The organism is Pseudomonas sp. 5P_3.1_Bac2 (genome assembly GCF_025465995.1).
Taxonomy (GTDB): domain Bacteria; phylum Pseudomonadota; class Gammaproteobacteria; order Pseudomonadales; family Pseudomonadaceae; genus Aquipseudomonas.
Genome location: NZ_JANLNY010000006.1, coordinates 14,769 through 37,714, shown reverse-complemented (window position 1 = coordinate 37,714; position 22,946 = coordinate 14,769). Strand labels below are relative to the sequence as shown.

At 59.9% G+C, this 22,946-nt stretch carries 20 protein-coding genes; 7 read left to right on the top strand and 13 right to left on the bottom strand.

The genetic code is table 11. From position 1 onward, the window contains the following. Positions 1-188 precede the first annotated feature (188 nt). Positions 189-869 carry a GntR family transcriptional regulator gene (locus tag NTD81_RS04505; protein ID WP_262179928.1) on the top strand — a complete coding sequence of 227 codons (681 nt, stop codon included), beginning with the start codon at positions 189-191 and terminating at the stop codon, positions 867-869. Positions 870-910: 41 nt separating this feature from the next. On the opposite strand, the gene NTD81_RS04500 is transcribed toward NTD81_RS04505, so the two are convergent. From NTD81_RS04500 to NTD81_RS04455, 10 genes are all read right to left on the bottom strand, one after another. Continuing rightward, positions 911-2,590, bottom strand: a complete 1,680-nt coding sequence (locus NTD81_RS04500) for a carboxylesterase/lipase family protein (protein WP_262179925.1) — start codon at positions 2,588-2,590, stop codon at positions 911-913. A gap of 517 nt (positions 2,591-3,107) precedes the next feature. Continuing rightward, positions 3,108-3,317, bottom strand: coding sequence for a cold-shock protein (locus NTD81_RS04495; protein ID WP_262179922.1), 210 nt, complete (start codon positions 3,315-3,317; stop codon positions 3,108-3,110). A 191-nt stretch (positions 3,318-3,508) separates the two neighbouring features. Next, a complete protein-coding gene (locus NTD81_RS04490) occupies positions 3,509-5,344 on the bottom strand; it encodes a GldG family protein (RefSeq protein ID WP_262179920.1) in 1,836 nt (611 codons plus the stop codon). Positions 5,345-5,352: 8 nt separating this feature from the next. Further along, positions 5,353-6,087, bottom strand: a complete 735-nt coding sequence (locus NTD81_RS04485; protein WP_262179918.1) for an ABC transporter permease subunit — start codon at positions 6,085-6,087, stop codon at positions 5,353-5,355. Beyond that, positions 6,084-7,007, bottom strand: coding sequence for an ABC transporter ATP-binding protein (locus tag NTD81_RS04480; RefSeq protein ID WP_262179916.1), 924 nt, complete (start codon positions 7,005-7,007; stop codon positions 6,084-6,086). The genes NTD81_RS04485 and NTD81_RS04480 overlap by 4 nt, the downstream gene beginning before the upstream one ends. A gap of 221 nt (positions 7,008-7,228) precedes the next feature. Beyond that, positions 7,229-8,176: an alpha/beta fold hydrolase gene (locus tag NTD81_RS04475; RefSeq protein ID WP_262179915.1), complete on the bottom strand. Its 948-nt coding sequence runs from the start codon at positions 8,174-8,176 to the stop codon at positions 7,229-7,231. Positions 8,177-8,459: 283 nt separating this feature from the next. Further along, positions 8,460-9,569 carry an NADH:flavin oxidoreductase gene (locus tag NTD81_RS04470; RefSeq protein ID WP_262179913.1) on the bottom strand — a complete coding sequence of 370 codons (1,110 nt, stop codon included), beginning with the start codon at positions 9,567-9,569 and terminating at the stop codon, positions 8,460-8,462. A 63-nt stretch (positions 9,570-9,632) separates the two neighbouring features. Continuing rightward, complete coding sequence (locus NTD81_RS04465; RefSeq protein ID WP_262179912.1) at positions 9,633-10,226, bottom strand: TetR/AcrR family transcriptional regulator; 594 nt, start codon at positions 10,224-10,226, stop codon at positions 9,633-9,635. A gap of 175 nt (positions 10,227-10,401) precedes the next feature. Further along, entirely contained in the window at positions 10,402-10,689 is a 288-nt protein-coding gene (locus NTD81_RS04460) for a PA4642 family protein (RefSeq protein ID WP_262179910.1), read from the bottom strand. A 120-nt stretch (positions 10,690-10,809) separates the two neighbouring features. Continuing rightward, a complete protein-coding gene (locus NTD81_RS04455; protein WP_262179909.1) occupies positions 10,810-11,367 on the bottom strand; it encodes a hypoxanthine-guanine phosphoribosyltransferase in 558 nt (185 codons plus the stop codon). Positions 11,368-11,617: 250 nt separating this feature from the next. Between NTD81_RS04455 and upp the strand changes: the two genes are divergently transcribed. Then, positions 11,618-12,256 (top strand): uracil phosphoribosyltransferase, encoded by a 639-nt coding sequence (gene upp, locus NTD81_RS04450; RefSeq protein ID WP_262179907.1) that lies wholly within the window; start codon positions 11,618-11,620, stop codon positions 12,254-12,256. Positions 12,257-12,259: 3 nt separating this feature from the next. Beyond that, positions 12,260-13,528 carry a uracil-xanthine permease family protein gene (locus NTD81_RS04445; RefSeq protein ID WP_262179905.1) on the top strand — a complete coding sequence of 423 codons (1,269 nt, stop codon included), beginning with the start codon at positions 12,260-12,262 and terminating at the stop codon, positions 13,526-13,528. 69 nt (positions 13,529-13,597) lie between these two features. Here NTD81_RS04445 and NTD81_RS04440 read toward each other — a convergent pair whose 3' ends face one another. Beyond that, entirely contained in the window at positions 13,598-14,776 is a 1,179-nt protein-coding gene (locus NTD81_RS04440) for a helix-turn-helix transcriptional regulator (RefSeq protein WP_262179903.1), read from the bottom strand. 199 nt (positions 14,777-14,975) lie between these two features. Here NTD81_RS04440 and NTD81_RS04435 point away from each other — a divergent pair, with 199 nt between their 5' ends. After that, positions 14,976-15,992, top strand: coding sequence for a hypothetical protein (locus NTD81_RS04435; protein ID WP_262179902.1), 1,017 nt, complete (start codon positions 14,976-14,978; stop codon positions 15,990-15,992). A gap of 2 nt (positions 15,993-15,994) precedes the next feature. Then, complete coding sequence (locus NTD81_RS04430; RefSeq protein WP_262179900.1) at positions 15,995-18,310, top strand: hypothetical protein; 2,316 nt, start codon at positions 15,995-15,997, stop codon at positions 18,308-18,310. Positions 18,311-18,390: 80 nt separating this feature from the next. Here NTD81_RS04430 and NTD81_RS04425 read toward each other — a convergent pair whose 3' ends face one another. Both NTD81_RS04425 and hemH read right to left on the bottom strand, forming a co-directional pair. Continuing rightward, the gene (locus tag NTD81_RS04425; protein WP_262179899.1) at positions 18,391-19,722 is read right to left on the bottom strand and encodes a spinster family MFS transporter; all 1,332 of its coding nucleotides are present in this window, start codon (positions 19,720-19,722) and stop codon (positions 18,391-18,393) included. A 150-nt stretch (positions 19,723-19,872) separates the two neighbouring features. Beyond that, complete coding sequence (gene hemH, locus NTD81_RS04420) at positions 19,873-20,892, bottom strand: ferrochelatase (protein WP_262179897.1); 1,020 nt, start codon at positions 20,890-20,892, stop codon at positions 19,873-19,875. A 231-nt stretch (positions 20,893-21,123) separates the two neighbouring features. On the opposite strand from hemH, the gene phrB reads away from it, so the two are divergent. Both phrB and NTD81_RS04410 read left to right on the top strand, forming a co-directional pair. Next, entirely contained in the window at positions 21,124-22,554 is a 1,431-nt protein-coding gene (phrB, locus tag NTD81_RS04415) for a deoxyribodipyrimidine photo-lyase (protein ID WP_262179896.1), read from the top strand. Between the two features lie 78 nt (positions 22,555-22,632). After that, entirely contained in the window at positions 22,633-22,944 is a 312-nt protein-coding gene (locus tag NTD81_RS04410; protein ID WP_262179894.1) for a YkgJ family cysteine cluster protein, read from the top strand. The last annotated feature ends 2 nt before the right edge of the window (positions 22,945-22,946 follow it).

Below are 22,946 nucleotides of genomic sequence, written 5' to 3'. Positions count from 1 at the left end.
GGCGGCGATTGTCGCAGATTTGCCGGGCAAGGTCAGGCAGGCCCAAAAATCTGGGGGCCACGGCCAGATACCAGGCGCTTAGACGGCCCCTCACCATCCATCGCGGCGCTGATCATCCGAGCGAAGCTAGATTGTGAGCGCTGTTTCGGCATGCCAGAATCGCCCCCGGGCATACCAGGGCATCGCACATGACAGCGCCAGCACAGCCGGTGGAAAACCGCTCGGAACTCGTTAGACAGAAACTTGAGCAAGAGCTGTTCGATGGCGCGCTCATTCCCGGGCAAATCCTGGACGAACGCTCGCTGGCTCAGCGCTTCGGCGTTTCACGCACGCCCGTGCGCGAGGCGATCCTGCAACTTGCGTCACAGCGCCTAGTAAAAGTCATTCCCCGCGTTGGAGTGGTGGTTACCAAGCTCACCATCAAAGAGCTGCTGGCTCTGCTGGAGATGCTCGCGGAGCTGGAGGGTATTTGCGCCAAGTTCGCCGCCAGCAGAATGTCCAAGGCTGAAAGAGCTGCCTTGCAGGCCACCGTCATAGCCTGCGAACAAGCGGCCGAAGCGGGGGATTCCACGGCCTATAGCAAGGCCAACAAAGGTTTCCACGAAAGCATTTATCACGGCGCCAAGAACCACTGGGCAACTGAGCAAATCCACGCCCTGCGCCTGTGCTGCTCGGCCTACCAACAGTCGCGCCTTGAGCTGCCTGGACGCCTGGCTAAATCCTTGGCCGAGCACCGCAAGGTGCTGCAGTGCATCCTCACGGCCGATGAAGACGGCGCTCGCCTGGCGATGATTGAGCATATTTCCTTAAGTGGTAAGGACCTCGTCAACTTCATCAGTGCGCTCAATCCCGCCCTGTTATCCGAATGAGCTTACAGCCCCGCCACGCTCACCCGTGGCGGGGCAAGCAGTCAGCGCAGACCGAGCACAGAGGCCAGCCACAGGCTGGCGTTCCAAAAGCCTAAATTGTGTGTTTGGTAATACTCCTTGGGCGCCGTGGCGCGGATACCGCCAGTACTTGCAGGCTCCAGCAGCTGCACGAGGCCGTCTTTTTTATTGTAAGGAGGCCAATGCGGCAGCCCCGCGCCATTGGGATTGCCCGTCGCGGCAAAGTTGCCCCAGTAACGCCCCATTGCCTGCGCCAATGCCTGCTGCTCCGGGGTGAATTGCGGCACCTGCCCGTTGAAATCATCAAACTGGAAGAGATAGGCCAAGTCCGAATCATGGCCGCAACCTAGTTGCGCGATGAACTGCGCGTGCACATGACTATCCGGCGCATTGGGGTCGCAGCTCTGATAGGCATACACGGGCGCCAGTTTCACGAGGGCGTTGCGGTCTTGAGTCAGGCCCGCCGCAAACTGGGCATCATCAACCATCTTCGCCATCCGCAGGCCTGGGTTGGCAAAGTCGGCTTGCGGATACTGCCACTTGACCAAAGGCCCCAAGGTCTTGAAGAACTTGGCCACGCGATCATCTACTTGCTGGGTGTCGGTCACCACATTGCGGTTGTTCTCATTAATGGCCACGAACAAATTGGACTCATCACGGGTGTGGCCAATGATGGTCGGCACCTTGTTGGAGGTGCCGTCCTTAAAGATCTCCAGCCACTGTTTAGGTAACACCACGCCGTCTACCACAGGGGTAAATTGCAGACCGAGCTGCTGAATCAGATCCCAGCTGGTGTGTGATGCATCCAAAATTTTCTGTGCAGGAAGCTCACGCAAACACTCAGCCTGCCCCACCTCATCGCTGCAACCGACCTCCTTCAGGAAGCCAGCCCTGGCCGCTGCAGCCTGTTCGATGGTTGGCAGTTTCAGCGTCGCCGGCGCACTCATGGAAATAGCCCGCTGGAACAACCCGGCCGCATAGGGCGAAGCCACCAACGCGAGGGTTTGCTCACCGCCGGCCGACTGGCCGAACAGCGTTACGCGATGGTTATCACCGCCCAGCACCTGGATGTTCTGCTGCACCCACTTCAGCGCTTGAATGCTGTCTTGCAGGCCATAGTTACCGGCTGAGCCGCTGGCCGACTCCTTGGCTAACGAAGGCAGGGCCAGCCAGCCCAGCGCACCAAGGCGATAGTTAACGGTGACGACAATGACGTTCGCCGTCTCGGCCAAGTTCGCGCCCTGGAAGGCGTTACCCGAGCCATTGATAAAGCCCCCACCATGCAACCACACCATCACCGGCAGCGGCTCGTCATCAGCATGCGGCGGCACATAGACGTTCAGGTACAGGCAGTCCTCAGAACCAGCCTGGGCCTTGGAGTACTCGGTCTTCGCCTCCAGACAGGCAGAAGCAAACGTCGTGGCATCGCGCACTCCGGCCCACGGTTTGACGTCAGCGGGCGGACGTAGCCGCATGTTCCCCACTGGCGCAGCCCCGTATGGCACGCCTAAACACTGCAAACGCCCAGCAGGGCCGGCCGTGCATTGCAACTGACCATCGGCAACCTCAACCAGACCGGTGCTGTCCGCAGCAGCCAGCGCTGAAACTGGTATACCAACTATAAGAGAAATTAGCAGAGAACGGCCAAGCGCTCGCGCTGCCGTGTTCGCCTGATGCCAGGCAGCTTTTAGCTGAATCGACATGGGTTACCTCTTGTTCTTGACTGATATTGGCCACAGGGTTGGTGATGCCGCGTAACCCATATGCGGGCACGCCAGGCTCATACTGGCATGCGCAAAAACAGACTGGCACACCAAAATAACAATCTGGCATACCAATAAACTATGGCCGCACGCCAGCGCCATAACGCCAAGAGTCCCCGGCAGGCAGCGGCGGCACGATGGCTCAGCAGACAGGTCGTAACGAGGGCCAAGAACAACATGGGGTAGCGCAACAGCCACAACGTCTGCGCGCCGTGGCGCGGCCTTGGGCTTAAACCCAACCGGCGCAGTCAGAACGGGATCGGCTTAGTCGCGGCAAGCCGCTGCACCGCCCAAAGACTGAATGGCGTATATATCCAATCACTTAAGCAAGGCAGCATGAGCAGAGTCTGTGCGTGCTGCACCGGGGAGATACAACCAGCAAAGCCCCTGCTGGCAGTAGAGTGCAGAAAGCACAAAGCCCATCCGGAGATGGGCTTTGGCTCGGGTAACGCGGCGCTTAGATAGCGGCTACGTCATCCGCTTGCAGGCCTTTCTGCCCGCTGGTGACGGCAAACTCAACCTTCTGCCCTTCGAGCAGTGTGCGATGGCCTTCACCGCGAATGGCACGAAAATGTACGAATACATCCGCACCGCTTTCGCGCTGAATAAAGCCATAACCTTTGGAATCGTTGAACCACTTAACGGTGCCAGTCTCGCGATCAGCCATTACCTAATTCTCCAGCGTGCATTTTTATTTTGGTGAGTGCTTGTTCAAGAAGCGTCTAGCACTTCCAGAAGCACAGTATAAAAGCGTGGATTGCCGTGCAAAGCAATAGCCGAACAACAGTGCTTAAAAATCATTTAAGCCTTGGTCGCGGCTTAGCCTGAGCCCTGCTGGCTCAGGCACCACACCCCTACTCAATGCGCCTTACGCCTGCGCCACAACCATAGCAGCACCACGAGCAAGGTCAGCGCCAGCGGCACCAAAGCAATATTGAGCAGCTTAAGGTTGCGGCCCAAGGCCTCGATATTGGCGTTGAGCTGGTAATGCACATCGCGCAGTTGTTTACGCAACTGCAGCTTTTGCTGGACGAATTGCTGCACGGCCGCCTGCTGCTCCGGCGTCATCTCCAGAGGCTTATTCGGATCTTGGTTTTGCTGCAGTGCCGCCAGCTTTTGCTCAGTATCCGTCAGACGTGCTTGCAGGGCTTGTTCCTTCTCGCGGAACTGGGTTTCCGCCGCCCGTTGCAAGGCTTCTACTACGGTGAAGGGGCGACTGAAACGGCCACGGGAGCGCACACTGATCAGCTCATCGGAGCCGGCCAAATTATCCAGGGCATTGATCGCAAAGCTGGCGTTATCAGCCCAAGGCTGCGGAATACGCTGGCCAAAGAAATCCTGCACCTGCACCCACATGCGGTCACTGAGCATGTCGGTATCGGCCACCACAATCACGTTGATGTTAGCCGCCTGCTTGAGGCCGTCCTTATGCCCTTCGATACCGTTGGGATAGGCCGACTGCGCCGGCCCGCTGATGCGCGCAGCAATGCTGTAGTGCTTGCCGGTGGGCTTCAGCTCGCCGATCAGTTCTTCGGGGTTGCTGAGCATGCCGAAGCGTTTGACGTCATAGGGCATGGCGTATTCAGAGCTGCTTAGCAACGCCTGGAAGTGCGTGCTGGCTCCGGCCAGCGGCTCAAGAATACCCGGCGTGGCGAGGGTGATGCTCTCCAAGCCGGCGCTGCTGACATCGCTCTGCTCTATGGCGTTTTTCGGCAGATCAAGCCATGCCGCATGACGCACCGCACGTTCGCCCTGCCCCATACTCACCGACATGGCATAGGCACCGTCGCCCAATACCTGATCCGGCAACATGCGCAAGCCCCATGCCTTAAACAGCTCAGGCAGGTCGGAGCTTTTATCAATGGCATCGCCGCCGGCTAAATCGGCTTGGTTATCTGCCTCGCTAAAGGGGTCGACAAAGGCCAGCAACTTGCCGCCGCGCAGGACGAACTGGTCGATGGCATAGCGGGTTTGCTCCGGCAACTGCTTGGGATGAATCAGCAGCAACACCGAGACGTTGTCCGGGATCTGATCCGCATCGCGCTTGAGGCTCTCGATCTGGAACAGCTGCCGCACTTGCTCCATAAACATCCAGGCCGGGGTCGGCTGCCGCGCCATCATGTCGAAACCGCCATTGATCGGCAGCCCCGACAGCACGCCCACCACTGGCCGCTCAGGCTTGGCCAGGCTTTGCACCAAACGACTCAGCTCGTACTCGAGAAACTCCTCCTGATCGAGGGCGAAGAACGGGATGATCTGGCTGTCGCCGCCAGCGTTCTTCCCGGCCAGGCCGAAGTACACGGAGTCGCCGCCCTGCTGCAAGGGGATGCCTTGCAAACCGGCTTCAGCGGCTTGGTCTTCCTCGGCGGAGAACGGCTGCGGATCGATGATGCTCAGCTTGAGCTTGTCGCCGGCCTCATGCTGATAAGCCTTGAGCATTTCCGTCACACGCTTGGCGTAGGTACGCAGCGCCGGCAGATCTTTACTGGCACTGTCGGAGAAGAACAGCTTCAGCTCGATGGGCTGATCCAGCTCGTGGAGGATCTTCTCGGTGCCGCTCGACAGGGTGTACAGCTTTTGCTCGGTGAGGTCCAAGCGCAGTCCGCTCAGGCCAAAGCTGGCAAACAGGTTAAAGGCCAAAAACGCCAGGGCAATAATGACCAAGCCCAGGCTGGATACCATTAGCTTTTTCATGGGCGCTCTCAATCCGCTTTTTTCAGGTCGATGACTACCGCCGTTGCCGCCAGCCAGGCCGCAATCAGGCTGAGGAAATACAGCAAGTCGCGCAGATCAATCACGCCCTTACTGATCGCATCGAAGCGAGTTAAGAAACTCAACGACGCCACCGCGTCGAGCAGCCACTGCGGCGCCCACTGGCTAAAGCCATCGAGCACCATGGGGAAGCCACTGACGATAAACAAGAAGCACAGGCTCACCGCCAGAATAAAAGCGATCACCTGATTCTTCGCCAGCGCCGACATGCACGAGCCAATCGCCAAATAAGCGCCCGCCAGCAGCCAGCTGCCGATATAGCCGGTGAGGATCGCGCCGTTATCCGGCTCACCTAAGTAGTTAACCGTAATCACCATGGGGAACGTCAGCAGCAGCGCCAGGCCGGCGAACACCCAGGCGGCGAGGAACTTGCCGGTGACCGCATCGAAGCGGGTGATCGGCAAGGTCATCAGCAGCTCGATGGTGCCGCTCTTGCGCTCCTCCGCCCACAGGCGCATGGCAATGGCCGGCACAAGGAACAGATACAACCACGGATGGAAATTAAAGAACGGGGCCAAGCTGGCCTGACCGCCCTCAAAAAAACTGCCGAGGTAGAAGGTAAAGACGCCGGACAGCACCAGGAAAATCAACAAAAACACATAGGCCAAGGGCGTGGCGAAATAGCTCGCTAGCTCGCGCTTGAACACGACCGACAACTGACTCATACCGACTCCCCCCGGGTCAGGTTGCGGAACACGTCATCCAAGCGGCCGCGCTCCACACTTAACTCACTCACCGCCCAGCCGCGCTGCGCAATCAGCTTATTCACCTCCGTCACAATCACCGCGCCGGGCTCGGCCAGTACCGTCAGGCTGTGCTCTAGCTCGTTGACCTCCACCCCTGCCACTCCCGGCAAGGCAGCCAGAGCCGCGTGGTCCAAGCCCTGCGTCGAGAGCAAATTAACCGCCTGGTGATAGCGCGAGCGGCTGGCCAGTTGTTGCGGCGTGTCATCGGCGAGCAGTTTGCCGTGGGCAATCACCACGGCGCGGCTGCACAGCGCCGAGACTTCTTCGAGGATATGGGTGGAGATAATGACGATCTTGTCCTGCGCCAGACTCTGGATCAGTTGGCGCACCTGATGTTTTTGATTGGGGTCCAGGCCATCGGTGGGCTCGTCGAGGATCAGCACCTTAGGCTCATGGAGAATCGCCTGGGCTAAGCCGACGCGACGTTTAAAGCCCTTAGACAGGGTGTCGATGCTTTGTCCCAGCACGCCCTCCAGCTCCAGCAGCGCAACGGCCTTGGCCACTTGCTCACGTTTAGCCGCGCCCTTAAAGCCGCGCACCGCCGCGATAAACTCAAGGAAGCCACGCACCGTCATATCGCCATAACAGGGCGCCCCTTCGGGCAGATAGCCGATCTGCTGCTGCGCCTTGAGGCGCTGGCGCTGGATATCAAAACCCTGAATGCTGGCCGAGCCTGAAGTCGGCGCCAGAAAGCCGGTGAGCATCTTCATGGTGGTGGATTTACCGGCGCCGTTAGGACCGAGAAACCCCAGGACTTCACCGGGCTTAACGCTGAACGACAGATCATCGACAGCGGTGTGCTGGGCAAAACGTTTGGTCAGATTGCTTATTTCGATCATGGACACATCACCTTTGCGGTAACAGGTCCTGCTTGCAGCCTCTGCCACCGCAGGACTTCAGAATGCCGGCGGACTATAAAAAGCCTAAGAGCGCTGCGCAAGTCACTGCGCCCCAGGCTTTGTATCCGTTCACTACACTCTGGCCACAAGCGGCGCACGACCGAGGGCAAAGCCCGTTCAAACGGCAGGCAGCCGGTGTGCGTACAGCGGCTGCGCCGGGCTTATTCGTCGAGAAATTGCTGCACCGTCGCCACCGTCGGCAACGGCGCTTCCTCATGGGGCACATGACCCAGTTCAGGGAACATCACTAAGCGGCTGCCTTTGATATCGCGCTTAAAGTGCTCGGCATTGATGGGTGGAATCAAGCCATCCAAGCCGCCCCAGAGAATCAGGGTGGGCACTTTGATCTGGGCGATACGCTGGTAACTGTCGCCCGCCTCGGTCTGCTTGAAGCGCTCGATCAAGGCTTGGCGATTGCCGGCACGCAAGGTCAGCTCGTAATAGCGATCGATCAGCGCTGCGCTGACCTTACTTGGGTCGCCATACACATTGCGCACGCTGGACTCAATCATCGAGCGCGGCAGCATCTTGGTCATCAGCGGTGCCAAGGCTGGAAACTGCGCCAAGCGAAAGCCAATCGGCACCTTGTTCGATGAACGTGGGTAGCCCGCGGCGTCCACCAGAATCAACTTACTGACTCGCGCCGGCTCAGCCACAGCGAATTGCCAGGCCAACTGCCCACCCAAGCTATTGCCCGCAATCACCGCCTGCGTCACCTGCAGTTGATTGAGCAAATGCACCAGGAAATCGGTGTAATGGGCGCTGCTGTAATTGCCATCGGGGAAGGGTCCAGTCAGGCCAAAACCAGGCAAGTCCAAACTAATCACCCGGTGTTTATCCTGCAGCACCGCTGCCCACGCCTCCCAGGTATGCAGGCTGGCCGAGGTGCCATGCAGCAACACAATGGGCGTGGGATCATCGCGCCGGCCTTGGTCACGCACGTGCACCAACATCCCATCGACCGCCACAAACATTGACGGCGCTGGCGCCCAGCGCGGCTTAAGATCCGCCACCGAACGATCAGGCGCCCAACTGCTGAGCAGGCCGTAGGCCAATGCCACAATCAGTAGTGCGATCAGCAGTAAGACCAGCTTGGTTAAACGCTTCATGGACGATTCCCTTCTGCTAAGCCTGAGAAGCAGCAGGCAATACTAGTCCAATGGCGGCAACAGGCCCGAACAGAAAAAAAGACTTGTGTGCACCATTGCGCAGTCGCGGCTGAAAATCTTCGCGGCGGCGCCAGCTAATCGAGCCCGCCGCAGCGCCACTGCTGGCTTTCTGCGCGCGGGTTGCTGATTGACGTAGCGCCAGACTTATTCAAGGCAAGAAAAAACCGCCGGTTTAGCCTGGCCAAACCGGCGGTTGCGTGGGCGGGACGGACCTGTCCGGTGCTTAGACCAACGTAGTCAAGGCATCGCGGCTAAAGGGCAGGATGTCCTGCTCACGGCCCTCGCGGACTTTCAAGGCCCAGTCCGGATCCACAATCAGCGCACGGCCGACGGCAACCAGATCGAACTCATGCTGGTTCAAGCGTTGCAGCAGGTTTTCCAGACTGGCCGGCTGCGCCACCTTGTCTGTGTTGACCATAAACTGCATAAACTCTTCATCGAGGCCGACACTGCCCACGGTGATAGTGGGTTTGCCAGTGAGCTGGCGAGTCCAGCCGGCTAAGTTCAGCTCGCTGCCTTCAAACTCAGGTTCCCAGAACCGCCGCGTCGAGCAGTGGAAGATGTCCACGCCGGCGTCGGACAGCGGCTTCAGGAAGGCGGCCAACTCATCCGGGGTTTGCACCAAACGGGCGGTGTAGTCCTGCTGCTTCCACTGCGACCAGCGCAGGATAATCGGGAAGTCCGGGCCCACCGCGGCGCGCACGGCCTGGATCAACTCAATGACAAAGCGCGAACGGGCAGCCAGATCACCACCGTATTCATCGCTGCGCTGGTTGCTGCCGGCCCAGAAGAACTGGTCGAGCAGATAACCATGGGCGCCGTGGATTTCCACCCCATCCATGCCGATACGCTGGGCATCCTTGGCCGCTTGGGCAAAGGCCGCAATCACCTCGCGGATATCCTCCTGGCTCATGCCATGCACGATCAGCTTGCCGTCTTTGACCTTCTCACTCGGCCCATAGCCCGGCACGCTTGGCTCAGGCTCGGTGCCGGCACGACGCACACTGCCGACATGCCAGAGCTGCGGCACGATTTTGCCGCCTTCGGCGTGCACCGCCTCGACCACTTTCTGCCAACCGGCCAGGGCATCCTCACCATAGAAACGCGGCACGTTGGCGTAGCCATTGGCCGCTTTGTGATTGACCGTGGTGCCCTCGGTGATGATCAAACCCACACCGCCAGCAGCGCGGCGGCGGTAATACTCGATCACCTTGCTGTTAGGCACACCACCTGGAGAGAAGGTGCGGGTCATCGGCGCCATCACCACTCGCGAGGGTAAGTGCAGGTTGCCGAGGGTGATAGGTTGAAACAGTAAATCCACAGAAGCGCTCATCAGCATTCCTTACAGCCACAGGGCCGCGACTAAGTGAAAAATCCTAAGGGTGGAAATCCAAAGCTAGGCCCGCAGCAACAGCGGCAGGCGTTGTATAAAGGCATTGACGGCGCGGGCATCGCTGGCCACTTTCATGCGGGCCAAGGCGCCTTGCCAGGCGTAGCTAATAAAACTGGCGAGGTTGCCGCAGTCTTCCTCTGCGCTCAGCTCACCGGCGCCCTGCGCCTCCAGCAAACAGTCCTCAAGCAAGCGGCAGGACTGTTGCAGGATCGCCTCCACCGCGCGGCCCAAAGGCGGCGCCAGCTCGGCCATTTCAAAACTCAAGCTGCCGATAAAGCAGTGATACTGCAGACGTTCGGCCTGGCTGAAGTGCTCGGCCAGCTCTTGGTAGTAACGCAGGATGCGTGTGCGTGGGCTCAGTGCCGGATTAGCCAAGGCCTGGGCATAGCGCTGCAAGCGTGGGCCATAAACCTGCTGCAAGGCCTGCACGGCGAAGTCTTCTTTGCTGGCAAAGTAGTGATAGAAGGAGCCCTTGGGCACCCCGGCCGCCTGGACAATCTCCTGCACCCCGGCGCCGTGATAACCACGTCGGGTCATCACCTCAGCGCCTTTGGCGAGGATCAGGTCACGCTTGTCTAAACGATTTGAGCTGTTCATCAGCCAACAATATGACCGGTCGTCTCGCTCGCCTAGCACTATTGATCGGCGTGATCAGGCAACACAGCTGAGCCTATAACTCAGGTGGGGAAATGCAGGGGATTGGCCACGCACGCCGGGCCTTGGGCCCAGCCATTGAGCCGGCGCTAAGCGCGGCTCAATGCAGGCAGATCACTTAGCCACGGGCGGCTTGGATGATCTCGATATAGGGCTCAGCAAAGCGCTGATCCTGCACCAGGGCAACAAAGTCATGGCCTTGGCCATCACGGGCGTTGAGGTCGTAGCCGGCTTCAACAAAGAAGCCGACAAAGCGGGCGAAGTCATCGACGCGCAAACCACGGTAAGCCTTAATCAGTTTATGCAGCGCAGGCGGCGTCGCATCTGCCGGCTCGAAATTAAGGAACAGCTTGATCGGCTCGTCACCAATCTCTTCGCCAATCACCTGCTTCTTGTCTTTACGCATGACTCACTCCAACTACCAGGCCTCACGGGCAGGCAGTTTAACTCCGGCGCGGGGCCGCACTCAACGCAAGCGGCGGCAGAATTATCCACAGGTCGCTGGCACTGCCGCGCCTTAACGCGCTTACAGCCCTTTTACGGCGTAGATGCCCGGCGCATTGCGCCAGTAACCTTTGTAGTCCATGCCGTAACCGAAGATATAGCGGTCCACGCACGGCAGGCCGACGTAGTTGGCCTTGAGATCAGGGCGCGCTTTGCGGTTGTGATCCTTATCGATCAGCACGGCGGTGTGCACCGCACGGGCGCCGGCGTGGTGGCAGAAGTCGATAATCGCACCCAAAGTGTGCCCTTCATCGAGGATGTCATCGATGATCAGCACGTCGCGATCGATAAAGGAAATTTCTGGCTTGGCTTTCCAAAACAGCTCGCCGCCGCTGGTTTCATTGCGGTAGCGAGTGGCGTGCAGATAGGACATTTCCAGAGGGAAATTCAGTTTCGGCGCCAGCTTGCCCGAGAAGATCAGGCCACCGTTCATCACGCAAAACACCACCGGGTTACGCTCGGCCAAGTCCTTGTTGATCTCTGCGGCGACTTTGTCGATAGCCGCTTCCACTGCGGCTTCGTTGTACAGGCAATCAGCTTCAGCCATCACCTGGCGGATGTGAACGAGATCGGCGGACATGGGTTTTTCCTCTTGGGAACAGGACTTAGAGCAGCAAAAAACTGATCGATGCGTCAAAATAAAAGCCGGCAAAGGTACGCACCTGTTAAGCACAGAGCAAGCCCCGCAGGAGCAACGGCAGCATTAATTGCAACAGGCCTCAGGATAGGCGGCATTTAGCTACTTTTGACCACTTTTGCCCGCACTTGGCTCAGCCAATGCATTAATCTATTGCCATTTTTTACGCCTGCCGCTCCGGAGTGCCCTGCCCATGCCTGTCCAAGAAATTCGCCATCCGCTGATCCGTCACAAAATCGGCCTGATGCGCCGCGCCGATATCAGCACGAAAAACTTCCGTGAACTGGCACAAGAAGTAGGCGCCCTGCTGACTTACGAAGCGACCAAAGACCTGCCCCTGGAGCAGTACGAAATCCCCGGCTGGTGTGGCCCGGTACAAGTGGAAAAAATCTCCGGCAAGAAGATCACCGTGGTACCGATCCTGCGTGCGGGGATTGGCATGCTCGAAGGCGTGCTGAGCTTGATCCCAGGCGCCAAGGTCAGCGCCGTGGGCGTCGCGCGCAACGAAGAAACGCTGGAAGCGCACACCTACCTAGAAAAACTGGTCCCGGAAATCAACGAACGTCTGGCCATGATCATCGACCCGATGTTGGCCACTGGCGGCTCCATGGTCGCCACCATCGAGCTGCTGAAAAAAGCCGGCTGTAAAGAAATCCGCGCCATGGTTCTCGTGGCCGCGCCGGAAGGCATCAAGTTCGTCAACGACGCCCACCCCGACGTCACCATCTACACGGCATCGGTTGATCAGTGCCTCAACGACCAGGGTTACATCATTCCGGGCTTGGGCGATGCTGGCGACAAAATCTTCGGCACCAAACAAAAGGACGCCTGATTGATGCAAGACGAATTTAACGACCCGCTTTGGCGCCAGCTCCTGTCTGGCGCGCAGATGCTGTTTGTCGCCTTTGGCGCTCTGGTGCTGATGCCGCTGATTACCGGCATGGACCCGAACGTGGCGCTGTTTACGGCGGGTCTGGGCACGCTGCTGTTCCAACTGGTGACCCGCCGCCAAGTGCCGGTGTTTCTGGCCTCCAGCTTTGCCTTTATCGCGCCGATTCTGGCTGCCAAAGGTGAGTTCGGCATGCCGGCAGTGCTCGGCGGGATAGTCGCAGCAGGGTTCGTCTATATGCTGTTAGGTCTGGTGGTGCAGATCAAAGGCCCGGGCTTTATCGATCGTTTATTGCCGCCGGTGGTGATTGCTCCGGTGATCATTTCCATTGGCCTGGCCCTGTCGCCCGTGGCGGTGAACATGGCCATGGGCAAGTCCGGCGATGGCGCCACGCAGCTGGTGCCTTACACCACGGCGATGATGATTTCCATGAGTGCGCTGGTCACCACCTTGCTGGTGGCGGCCTTAGGCAGCGGCCTGTTGCGCTTGGTGCCCATCCTCGCGGGGATCATCGTCGGTTGCAGCGTTGCGGCCTTTTGCGGCGCCATCGACGCCAGCCATGTACAGCACGCGCCGTGGCTGGCGATGCCGGCCTTTATCGCGCCTGAGCTGCACTGGGGCGCGATTCTGTACATCGTGCCGGTGGCGCTCGCACCCGCCATTGAGCACATCGGTGGGGTGATTGCGATTGGCAGCGTCACCGGCAAGAACTTCGTGAAGAAACCTGGTCTGCACCGCACCCTGCTCGGCGACGGCATCGCCACTTCGGCCGCCGGCCTGTTTGGCGGCCCGCCCAACACCACCTACGCCGAAGTCACTGGCGCGGTGATGCTGACGAAAAACTACAACCCGAAGATCATGACCTGGGCCGCAATCTTCGCCATCGGCCTGGCCTTTATCGGCAAGTTCGGCACGGCGTTGCAGAGCATTCCGGTACCGGTTATGGGCGGCATTCTGTGCTTGCTGTTCGGCTCGATTGCGGTCGTGGGTTTGAACACGCTGATCCGCCACCAGGTCGATCTGTCGCTGCCGCGCAACCTGATCATCGTCTCGGTGACCTTGGTGTTTGGCATCGGCGGCATGGTGATCGGTAATCAGGAGTTCGCCCTGTCGGGGATTTCCCTGTGCGCTATCGCGGCCCTGCTGCTGAACCTGCTGCTGCCCGGTGGCGACGGTTGGCGCAAGAGCGTCAACATAGGCGAAGCCGAAAGCTAGCGGCACAAAACACCTGAAGCGCGGTGCAGCCATCAACTGCGCCGCTCCTTGGCCGTGCAGCACTGCGCGTTACAACGCCTCAGTATTTAATCCCGCACGCAACACCGCCGGCCCCGTCAGGATGATCCGCACCAGATCAGCCTGGCGGTTGGTCCCGGCCTTACTCGCCGCTGCCTTGAACTGCGCCCGCACGGTGTGCAAAGAAAGCTGCTGACGCTCGGCATACTCTTGCGGAGTCAGGCCGCGCACCAAGGCCTCACTGAGCCGCGCCTCCGCCGGCGTCATGCCGTAGATACTGCGCAGCAGCAGGCTCAACGAGCCCATGCTGGCCTGTGGATCACTGATAAACACCACCGCCGCGCTGTGCTGACCTAAGGGTGAAGCCCAGCCCGGCAATGGCGCGATGACCACATCCAGCGCGCAGCCATTGGGATGACGCAGGCGCATGGAGCCACCGCCTTCACTGCCCCGCTTACGCCCTGTCTGCACGGCGGCATGCAGACTGCGTTGCAACACGGCGTCATCGGCGGGGGACACGGCCTGCAAACAATCTTCACAGGCAAAGCGCAGCAGGCCGCTATGGCCAGCCAGACGCTGGGCCAAGGTATTAGCGAAGAGCACCTTGGCCCGCTCATCCATCAGCACCACGCCAAAGGCGCAGCTTTCCAGCGCGCCGAGCGAGGCGTGCGACAGCACTTCCAGCTTGTGCAAACGCTGATGCAGAGCGAAGGCGGCTTGTAGATGGGGCATCAGCAGCGCCAGCAGTTGCTGTTCTTGTGCGCTGTAACCACCGGCGTTTTTGTTGCGCACGAGGGTCACGTTCATGGAGCGGTCTTCCCGCTTGGAGACAATCGCCGCCGTGGAATAGAACAACTGCTGGTGACGCAACCAGTCGTTGTAGTACTCGGTGTGGGGGAGCTGGGCATCCGGGTACAGACTCGACGAGGTGACGATCTGGCCGGCCTGATGCAGCAAAGGGTCTTCAGTCCACACGTTGTGCTGGCAGTAGTAATTGGCGAAGTCCGCCATGGCCATCGGATCGAGGCCGTGGAAGGTGGCGATGGAGCCGCTGCTGGAGTCGATCTCGGCGCTGCGATCAGTGAAATCATGGGCCCAGATCATGGCCGCGCTGGAGTTAAAGCGGGCGGCTAGTTGCCGCAAAAAATCCGCCCAGCGCTGACTATCCAGTGCCGCCTCGTAAATGCTGCCAATCAACGCCCCGATGCCTGGCGGCTCTATTGCGGTCAAGCAGGCACCCCATAGGCTAATTCACGATTGGCAAAAGTATTAGCCCATACAGGCTAAGCGCACAATCGCCTCCTTAGCTAATTGTGGGGATGTGCCCATATCTGCGCTCAGAAACAATAGGCGCACCGGCCACGCCCACAACTACAGCTGCCACGGCCGAGTACAAGACGTCCCGCCAATCGCTCAAAGGATGCTACTCATGCTGCGCACATTGCCCCTCGCCCTGGTTTGCCTGCTGCCGACAACCGCCTTCGCCCTGGACTATCCACAACCTAGCAATGCCAGTGAGCGCGCAGCCATTGAGCGTTATAAACAGGACCGCCCACTGCTCACCTCAGACAGCTTGTTCAACGTGCCCAACCCTGTCCCCAGCTGGCCTTGCGCCGTGCCTGAGGTCGAGCAATACCGTCTGGCAGGCCTGCATATGGCGCACCCACAGCTCAAGGCCGAGATCGACAAAGCAGCCCGTAAACAACTGCGCGAAAACGGCATGGCCGCCAGCAGCATGCCGGTCACCACTTACAGCAATGTGCGCATCATTCCGCTCAAGGCGCAGTGCACGGCAGGCAAACTCTCAGGCGAAGTGCAATTGCTGGTTTTCGCCACCAGCCAGATGGTGACTAAAACCACCGATGCCAATGGCACCTCGACCACCATCATCGACTCCGACAACGTCACCCTCACCCAGCAACGGGTGGATGCCACACCGGCGAATGCCTCCTCGCGCAGCATCACCAAGAGCAAAGTGAAGATTTCTTCGCGCTCGGATAACCCGCAAGTGGACGCCATGATGAAACAGCTTGGCCAACAAAACATCGAGCAGAAGCCGAGCTTGAGCACCACCTACATAGGCGCTTACGGCAGTGTGGCCAGCTTCAGTGAAATGGAGATTCAAACCCCGGGCTTATTCGGCGGCAAGTCCACCCCAACCCTCAACACCTCGTTCACCACCATGTTCGATGAACACCGTGGGCAAATGACCACCTACACCAACGGCCAATTAGGCATGAGCATGACGACCAAAGATGGCCTGCCCCATGGTGAGCAAGTCACCTACATGGATAACTTCCTGAAGAAAAGTAATCTGCGCATGGACCAAGTACCGGGCATGGAAGGTGCCGAGGAGGTCAACATCAACGGTGTGGAGTTGATTGTTAAGCGCAGCTGCTTCCAAAACGGCGCGCCGGTGAAAATGTCCCCATGCAAGGTGCTCTGACCATGCGCCGCCCATTACTGGCCTTAGTGCTGTGCAGTAGCACCGCCCTAGCCCTGGAGGTCACGGATAGCCAGCGTTTCACCTGCCAACAGGGCGACTGCTTCGCCGGCGACGGCACGGTCTGGGATGCCTTGCTAGGGGTGAGCATGCAAGGCCCATGGGCCAAAGGTCGCACCCAGCCGGGGCAGACCTACACGCTGAGCCTGCCCAGCGCGCCGGGGAGCTATTTCAAGCAGCGCTATGGCCAGGATGGTTTGCTCGAAAGCGGTGACAGCCCACGCAGCGTCGGTGTGCAAAACGCCGTGGTGGGTTTTTTCAACGGGACCTACACCCGCATCCAGCATCCGTTTATGCGCGGCGCGCAGATCGCCGTGATCGACAAGGGCCTGTACAACACAGGCACCGGATTTGAATATCGCGGCCGCTTTCAATACCTGCCCGCCAAAGGTGGCGAAGCCGGACGCTGGGCCAGCGGTTACTACGTGTTCTACGGTGACAAAGTCGACACCGAAGAACAGCAAAGCGAACACGGCATGTTTATCAGCGATGAGACGCCCGGCGGCACCCAGGTGCGTTTTGTCAAAGCCGACCCGAGCTACCTGCCGTTGCTGCAAGAAAAGTATCAGCGTGACCTGCAAATCGCCCAAGGGGAATTCCGCCGCCAAGATAGCCAGCGCCAGTGGCTGCAAGCCTTATCCCTGCTCAGCAGTGTGGCGGTAGCGGTGACGACCAGCGGCAACCCCCTCGACGGCATGAGCAGCGGCCAAGGCGCAGGCGCTGATCCGACAGCTTTGCTGACCAGCGGCCTGATCAACCCGGCCGGCTATAGCGGTAACGTCAGCGATGACATCGCCATCAACCTGGTCTCGGCGATGTTTAATAGCGACGCGGCACAGCTCGACGTCACCCAGCTCGCCCTGCAAGCCGTAGGCATGGCCGTCGATGACCAGCTACTGGCCGGGCAGCTGCAAAAGCTGGTGGAGGCCAGCTCCGACGGCTCCACCGCGGCCAATCTGGTCGATGCCCTGGGCTCCAGTGCGATCAGCCAGAGCACGGCCAGCGTCGGTGCGGCCGTCAGCCAAAGCAGTGGCAGTGCCGAACTGGGTGCACTGACCAATGCACTGCTGACGGCAGCCGTGACCTCAACCGACAACCGTCCCCCTGCGGCGCCGGCCGAGGCCACTACCAACCCGCCCAGTGTGGCCGCCAACCACTCATCCCTTGAACAGGCGGGGCCCGTGACCCGCGTTAACGCGGCACCGCCGGCAAACTCAACGCCGCGCCAGGCCAGTGCCGGCAATCCGGCGGCGCCCGGCAAGCATATTGCTCAGCTCGATCGCGTAGCCTTCCCGGCGGGCCTTGAGCTCGGCTATGGCCAATGGTTTGCCAGCAACGATGGCCTGTACCTGCCGCTGAAAGCCAGCGCCGACGGCCGTATCTTCGCCGCTAAGCTGACCCGCGGGCGTGGCTCACCCGCCGGCTGGCTGACCAGCGCCCTGCCCGCCGGCGCCAGCTTTGCCCTGAGTTCGATGGCAACCGAAACGGCCAATGCGTTCAGCGTGAACTGGGCCACCGAGAAGACTTATGGGGCGATCAATCTCAACAACAACGGCACCCAAAGCCAGGCGCGCAATGATGCCGGCCCGCTACAATTTATCCCCGGCGGCGCGCAAAGTCAGAGCATCGATGCATGGGCACTAAGCTCGCGCCACATCTACCGCAAAAGCTCAGGCGGCAACGCGTCACAGGATTTCAGCCAGAACTACCGGCAACTGGCGCAAGTCAGCGGCCGCGCCACGGTGGCTGCGGCAGCGCAAGATGGTGCGCGCTTATTTATTGCCGACGGCCTGCACAGCATCCTCGAAATCAGCGCCACCGGTACGCTTAAGCGCCACGACCTGGCAAGCCTGGGCAACGGCACGCTGCATACCCTGATCCACGCCCATGACCGCCTCTGGATTGGTTATGGCGAGCGCATCCTGAGCCTTGACCGGTCCGGCAAAATCAGCCCGTTCAGCACCATGAGCGGCATTATCGCCACCAACACCGCGCAGTTTTGCCTGGCGGGCAGCACCCTGTTTACCGCCGATGGTCAGGTGTTTTATGGCGTCGACGTAACGCCTTCCAGACCACGGGGCTACTTGCATGACGCTGCAACGCTCAAGGAGGCTGATATGCAGGACCTGCTGCAAATGCAGACCGCGTTGCGCGGCGGCATGTACTGCGGCGTCGACCAAGGCAGCCAGGTGATCTACGCCCTCGGGAGCACAGCCATAGGCTCGTTGACGCCACAGTTGTTCAGCATCAGGCCGCTGTAAGCGGTGCAGGCTGATGATCGGCAGTCAGCCAGGTCAGTCAACTTGGCCCTGGGGCAGCGCGACGCTGCCCCAGGCGTGCCTCAGACCTCGCGTCCAGCCCAGGCTTGTAAGCGCGCGAGGCTTTCGCGGTAAGGCTTAAGCCCCATCGCCAGCAAGATGATCGACGCGACTACAGCCAGCACGCTGACGATTAACAGCGAATAGCGCAGGGCCTGATCGTCGGCGAACACATAGTCCGTCACCAGCGCCACCGCCGTAGGGCCAATGCCAAGGCCGAGCAAGGTAATCACAAACAGGTAGATGGCCGATGCTTGACCGCGCATGGAGTTGGGCATGATGTCTTGGATGGCCGCAGGCGCCACGCCAAACGGCATGCTCAGGAAAAACACAGTCGGAGCCAGCAAGGCGGCGGCCCATACGGCGTTATCCATCAGCGGGAAGGCCGCGACGCTAGGCAATGCCCCCAAGGCGGCATACAGACCTACGCGCATGTTGGCATCGGCACTGCCACGCTTGGTCATCCAGTCAGCCAAACGGCCACCGAAAACAATCCCTAGGCAACCAAATACGGCCACGATGCTGCCGTAAACGATCCCCACCTGGCCGGCATCCCAGCCATAGGTACGGACAAAGAACGTGGGCACCCAGGCCGCACTGCCGTAACCCGCAAAAGACAAACCGGCGAAACCGACGTTATGGCACAGCACGGTGCGCCGATTAGCGCGAATGTAGCGGCCAACTTCTGCCAGAGGCACCGCCACCCCTGCCCCAACGCCACGCCGTGCGGGCTCTCTGACGGCAAGCATGAGCAAGGTGAAGAGCACGCCAGCACCGCCCAAAATCAGGAAGATCAACTGCCACGGACGCACTTCGCCGAATACCGGCAACAGCACATTGCCTTGAGCCGAAGCGAACTGAATCACCAAACCGCCGAGTAAGAAGGCGATGCCCGAGCCCAGGTAAACGCCCATCGAATACACGCTAATGGCCGTGGCGCGGCGTTCAGCCGGGAAGCTATCGGCGATCAGCGAATACGCCGCCGGCGACAACGCCGCCTCGCCTACGCCTACGCCGATCCGACAGATTAAAAACTGCCAATACAGCTTGGCCATACCGCAGGCGGCGGTCGCCGCACTCCAAAATAAAACGCCGATGGCAATCAGGCCGCGACGACTTTTAGTGTCGGCCAAGCGTCCCAGCGGGATGCCGCAGATGGTGTAAAACAGCGCGAACGACAGGCCCATCAGCAAGCTCATTTGCGTGTCGCTGATCATCAGGTCGCGGCGAATTGGCCCCACCAGCAAGTTAAGAATTTGCCGGTCGATAAAGGACAGCACGTAGGCCACCATCAAAATGGCCACTGTTATCCAAGCCCGTGAGCTGGAGGGATAATTATTATTTTGCTTGAGCACTGGCAGTTCCTCGACACCGCAACCGCGGCGCACGACATTTAGGGAACGCCCAGCTTAGGCGCAGACGCTGGGCGCTGAGTATCGCCCACAGGGACTATCAGCGCCGCGCGCGCCATTCACTCTTTGGAGTGACAGGCGCGCTCAACGGGCTTATTCCGCGCGCTCACACAACTGGGTCAAGGCCGTGACCCACTCAGGATGGTCATTGACACAAGGCACCAGCTGCAAGCTCTCGCCACCGGCCTCGACAAACTGCTCTTGGCCGCGAATACCGATTTCTTCCAAGGTTTCGATGCAGTCGGCCACGAACGCCGGGCACATCACCAGCAGCTTCTTCACCCCTTGCTTGGCCAAGGTATCGAGGGTTGCATCGGTGTAGGGTTCGATCCACTTGGCCTTGCCCAAGCGCGACTGAAACGCCACCGACCACTGCTCAGGGCGCAGGCCCATGCGCGCGGCAAACTGCTCGGCAGTGCGCAGGCATTGGCTGCGGTAACACTTCTCCAGCACCTGCGGGCTGACCCCGACACTGCTGCTGGCGGTGAGGTCGTGCTGCGGATCAATGGGGTCGACCAGCTTGCGAATGTGGCTCTCGGGGATACCGTGGAAGCTCAGCAGCAAATGATCGAAATCCTGTTGCAGATAGGACTTGGCGCTTGCCACCAAGGCGTCGAGGTACACCGGCTGGTCGTAGAACGGCGCCAAGGTGCTGAACTGAATATCCAGCTGATGCTGCGCCACCACGCGTTTGGCCTCCTGCACCACGGTGGTCACCGTGCTGTCGGCAAACTGCGGATACAACGGCGCCAACGTCACCCGGCGAATGCCTTGTCCGGCTAAACGCTTCAGGGTGCTTTCAATCGACGGTTGGCCGTAACGCATGGCCAGCTCCACCGGACCGTGCGACCAAGTAGCGCGCATGGCCTGTTGCAGGCGCCGGCTGAGCACCACCAGCGGCGAGCCCTCGTCCCACCAGATCGAGGCGTAGGCATGGGCCGAGGCAGCTGGACGTTTAATCAGGATCAGCGAAACCAACAGACGCCGCACCGGCCACGGCAGATCGATCACATAGGGATCCATCAAAAACTGATTGAGGTAACGGCGCACGTCCGCCACCGAAGTCGAGTCCGGCGAGCCGAGGTTTACCAGCAACAGCGCATGATCGGTCATGGCAGGTCCTAACAAATGGCGACCCGGCAAAGCACCGGGCCTAAACATATGGGTAACAGCTAATGGGGCGGCATTATAAGGAGCCGACTGGTCTTAGGCTGTAGATGAAAATCAATCAGGTCAATTAGGCCCTTACTATAACTGTCCGACAGCCACTGCGCGGCGCAGTGCAGCCCCCAATCCTCACTTGCGGATAAACTGCATGGCACTCGCCTTCATTTAGGAAGCCCCATGCAACTGCTTTGGCTACGTCACGACCTGCGCCTGCACGACAACAGCGCCCTGCACGCCGCAGTGGCCAGCGGCCCGGCGCTGGCGATCTACCTGATCACGGCCGGGCAGTGGCGTCAGCACGATGAGGCGCCGGCCAAGGTGGATTTTTGGCTGCGTAACTTGCGCCTGCTCAGCACACAACTGGCGAGCCTCAACATACCGCTGCTGATTCGCCAGGTGGATGATTACGCAGGCTGTGCCGCAGTGCTCAGCCAAGTCTGTCAGCAGTACGCGGTGACGGCGCTGCATTTCAACCAGCAGTACCCACTCAATGAGCAGCGCCGCGACCAGAGCGTGGTCGCGGCCTTGCAAGCGCAGGGCATCAGCGCTCACTCTTATCTGGATGCCGTGCTGTTTGCCCCCGGTACGATTTTGACCAAGAGCGGCGGTTTCTTTCAGGTTTACGGGCAGTTTCGTAAAGCCTGTCAGCAACGCCTGCAACTGAGCCTGCCGGCAGTGCTCGCCCAGCCTGCGCGGCAAACCAGCACTGGCATCAGCAGCGATGCCGTACCTGAACAGGTCGCCGGCTTCAGCTTTAGCAATCAGCGCATTCGCGTACTCTGGCCGGCAGGTGAAGAGCAGGCGCAGGCGCGCTTAGAGGATTTTTGCGCCAGCTCCATTGATCACTACGCCGAGCAACGCGACCACCCGGCCGTGGCCGGCACTAGCCAACTCGGCGTCTATTTAGCCGCTGGCGTGCTGTCGCCACGGCAATGTCTGCACGCCGCTCTGCGCGCCAACCAAGGGGAATTCGCCAGCGGCAATGAAGGCGTTAGCACTTGGCTCAACGAGCTGCTGTGGCGTGAGTTTTATCAACACATCCTGGTTGGCTACCCACGCCTGTCGATGCAGCGCGCCTTTCGCCCGGAAACCGAGGCCCTGCCCTGGCGCCATGCCCCGGACGAGCTACTGGCCTGGCAACAGGGCCGCACCGGTGTGCCGTTGGTGGATGCAGCGATACGCCAATTGCTCGCTTGCGGCTGGATGCACAACCGCCTGCGCATGGTCGTAGCGATGTTTCTGACGAAAAACCTGCTGCTCAACTGGCGCGAAGGCGAACGCTTTTTTATGCGTCATTTGATCGACGGCGACTTCGCCGCCAATAACGGCGGTTGGCAGTGGAGCGCGTCCACCGGCACTGATTCGGTGCCTTATTTCCGGATTTTCAACCCTTTTAGCCAGGCGCAAAAATTCGACCCGCAAGGCAAATTCATCAAGCACTGGCTGCCCGAGTTAGCGCACCTGCCACCCAAGGTGTTGCATAACCCCAAGCTGCTGGCGGCAAGCAAGGAGCGTGGCGAATATCCCGCGCCGATGGTCGACTTGGCAGAGAGCCGGCAGCGCGCCCTCGCGGCGTTTAAAAGCCTCAAGCATCTACCCAGAGACTAATACCTGCGGCGCGGACCTCAACGTCACTTGCGGCGTAGTGCAAACTGTCGGGCTGCGCCATGACGTACACTGTGCGCCATGAGCTCAAGCATTCCCCACCTCCAACTGCCCGCCGAACCCGCCGTCAGCTGCAGCAACTGCGCCGCCTGTTGTTGTCAGCTGGAAGTGCTGTTGATCAGCGACACCGGCGTGCCGCCGCGCTTTATCGATACCGATCAATGGGGCGGTGAAGTGATGCTGCGCTTGGATGATGGCTGGTGTGCGGCGCTGGATCGCGACAGCATGCGCTGCACCATCTACGCCCAACGTCCGCTGATTTGCCGTGAGTTTGCCGAAGCGTCAGAAGAGTGCCTGCAAGAACGCAGCAACCTCACGACTATTTACCGCTAAAA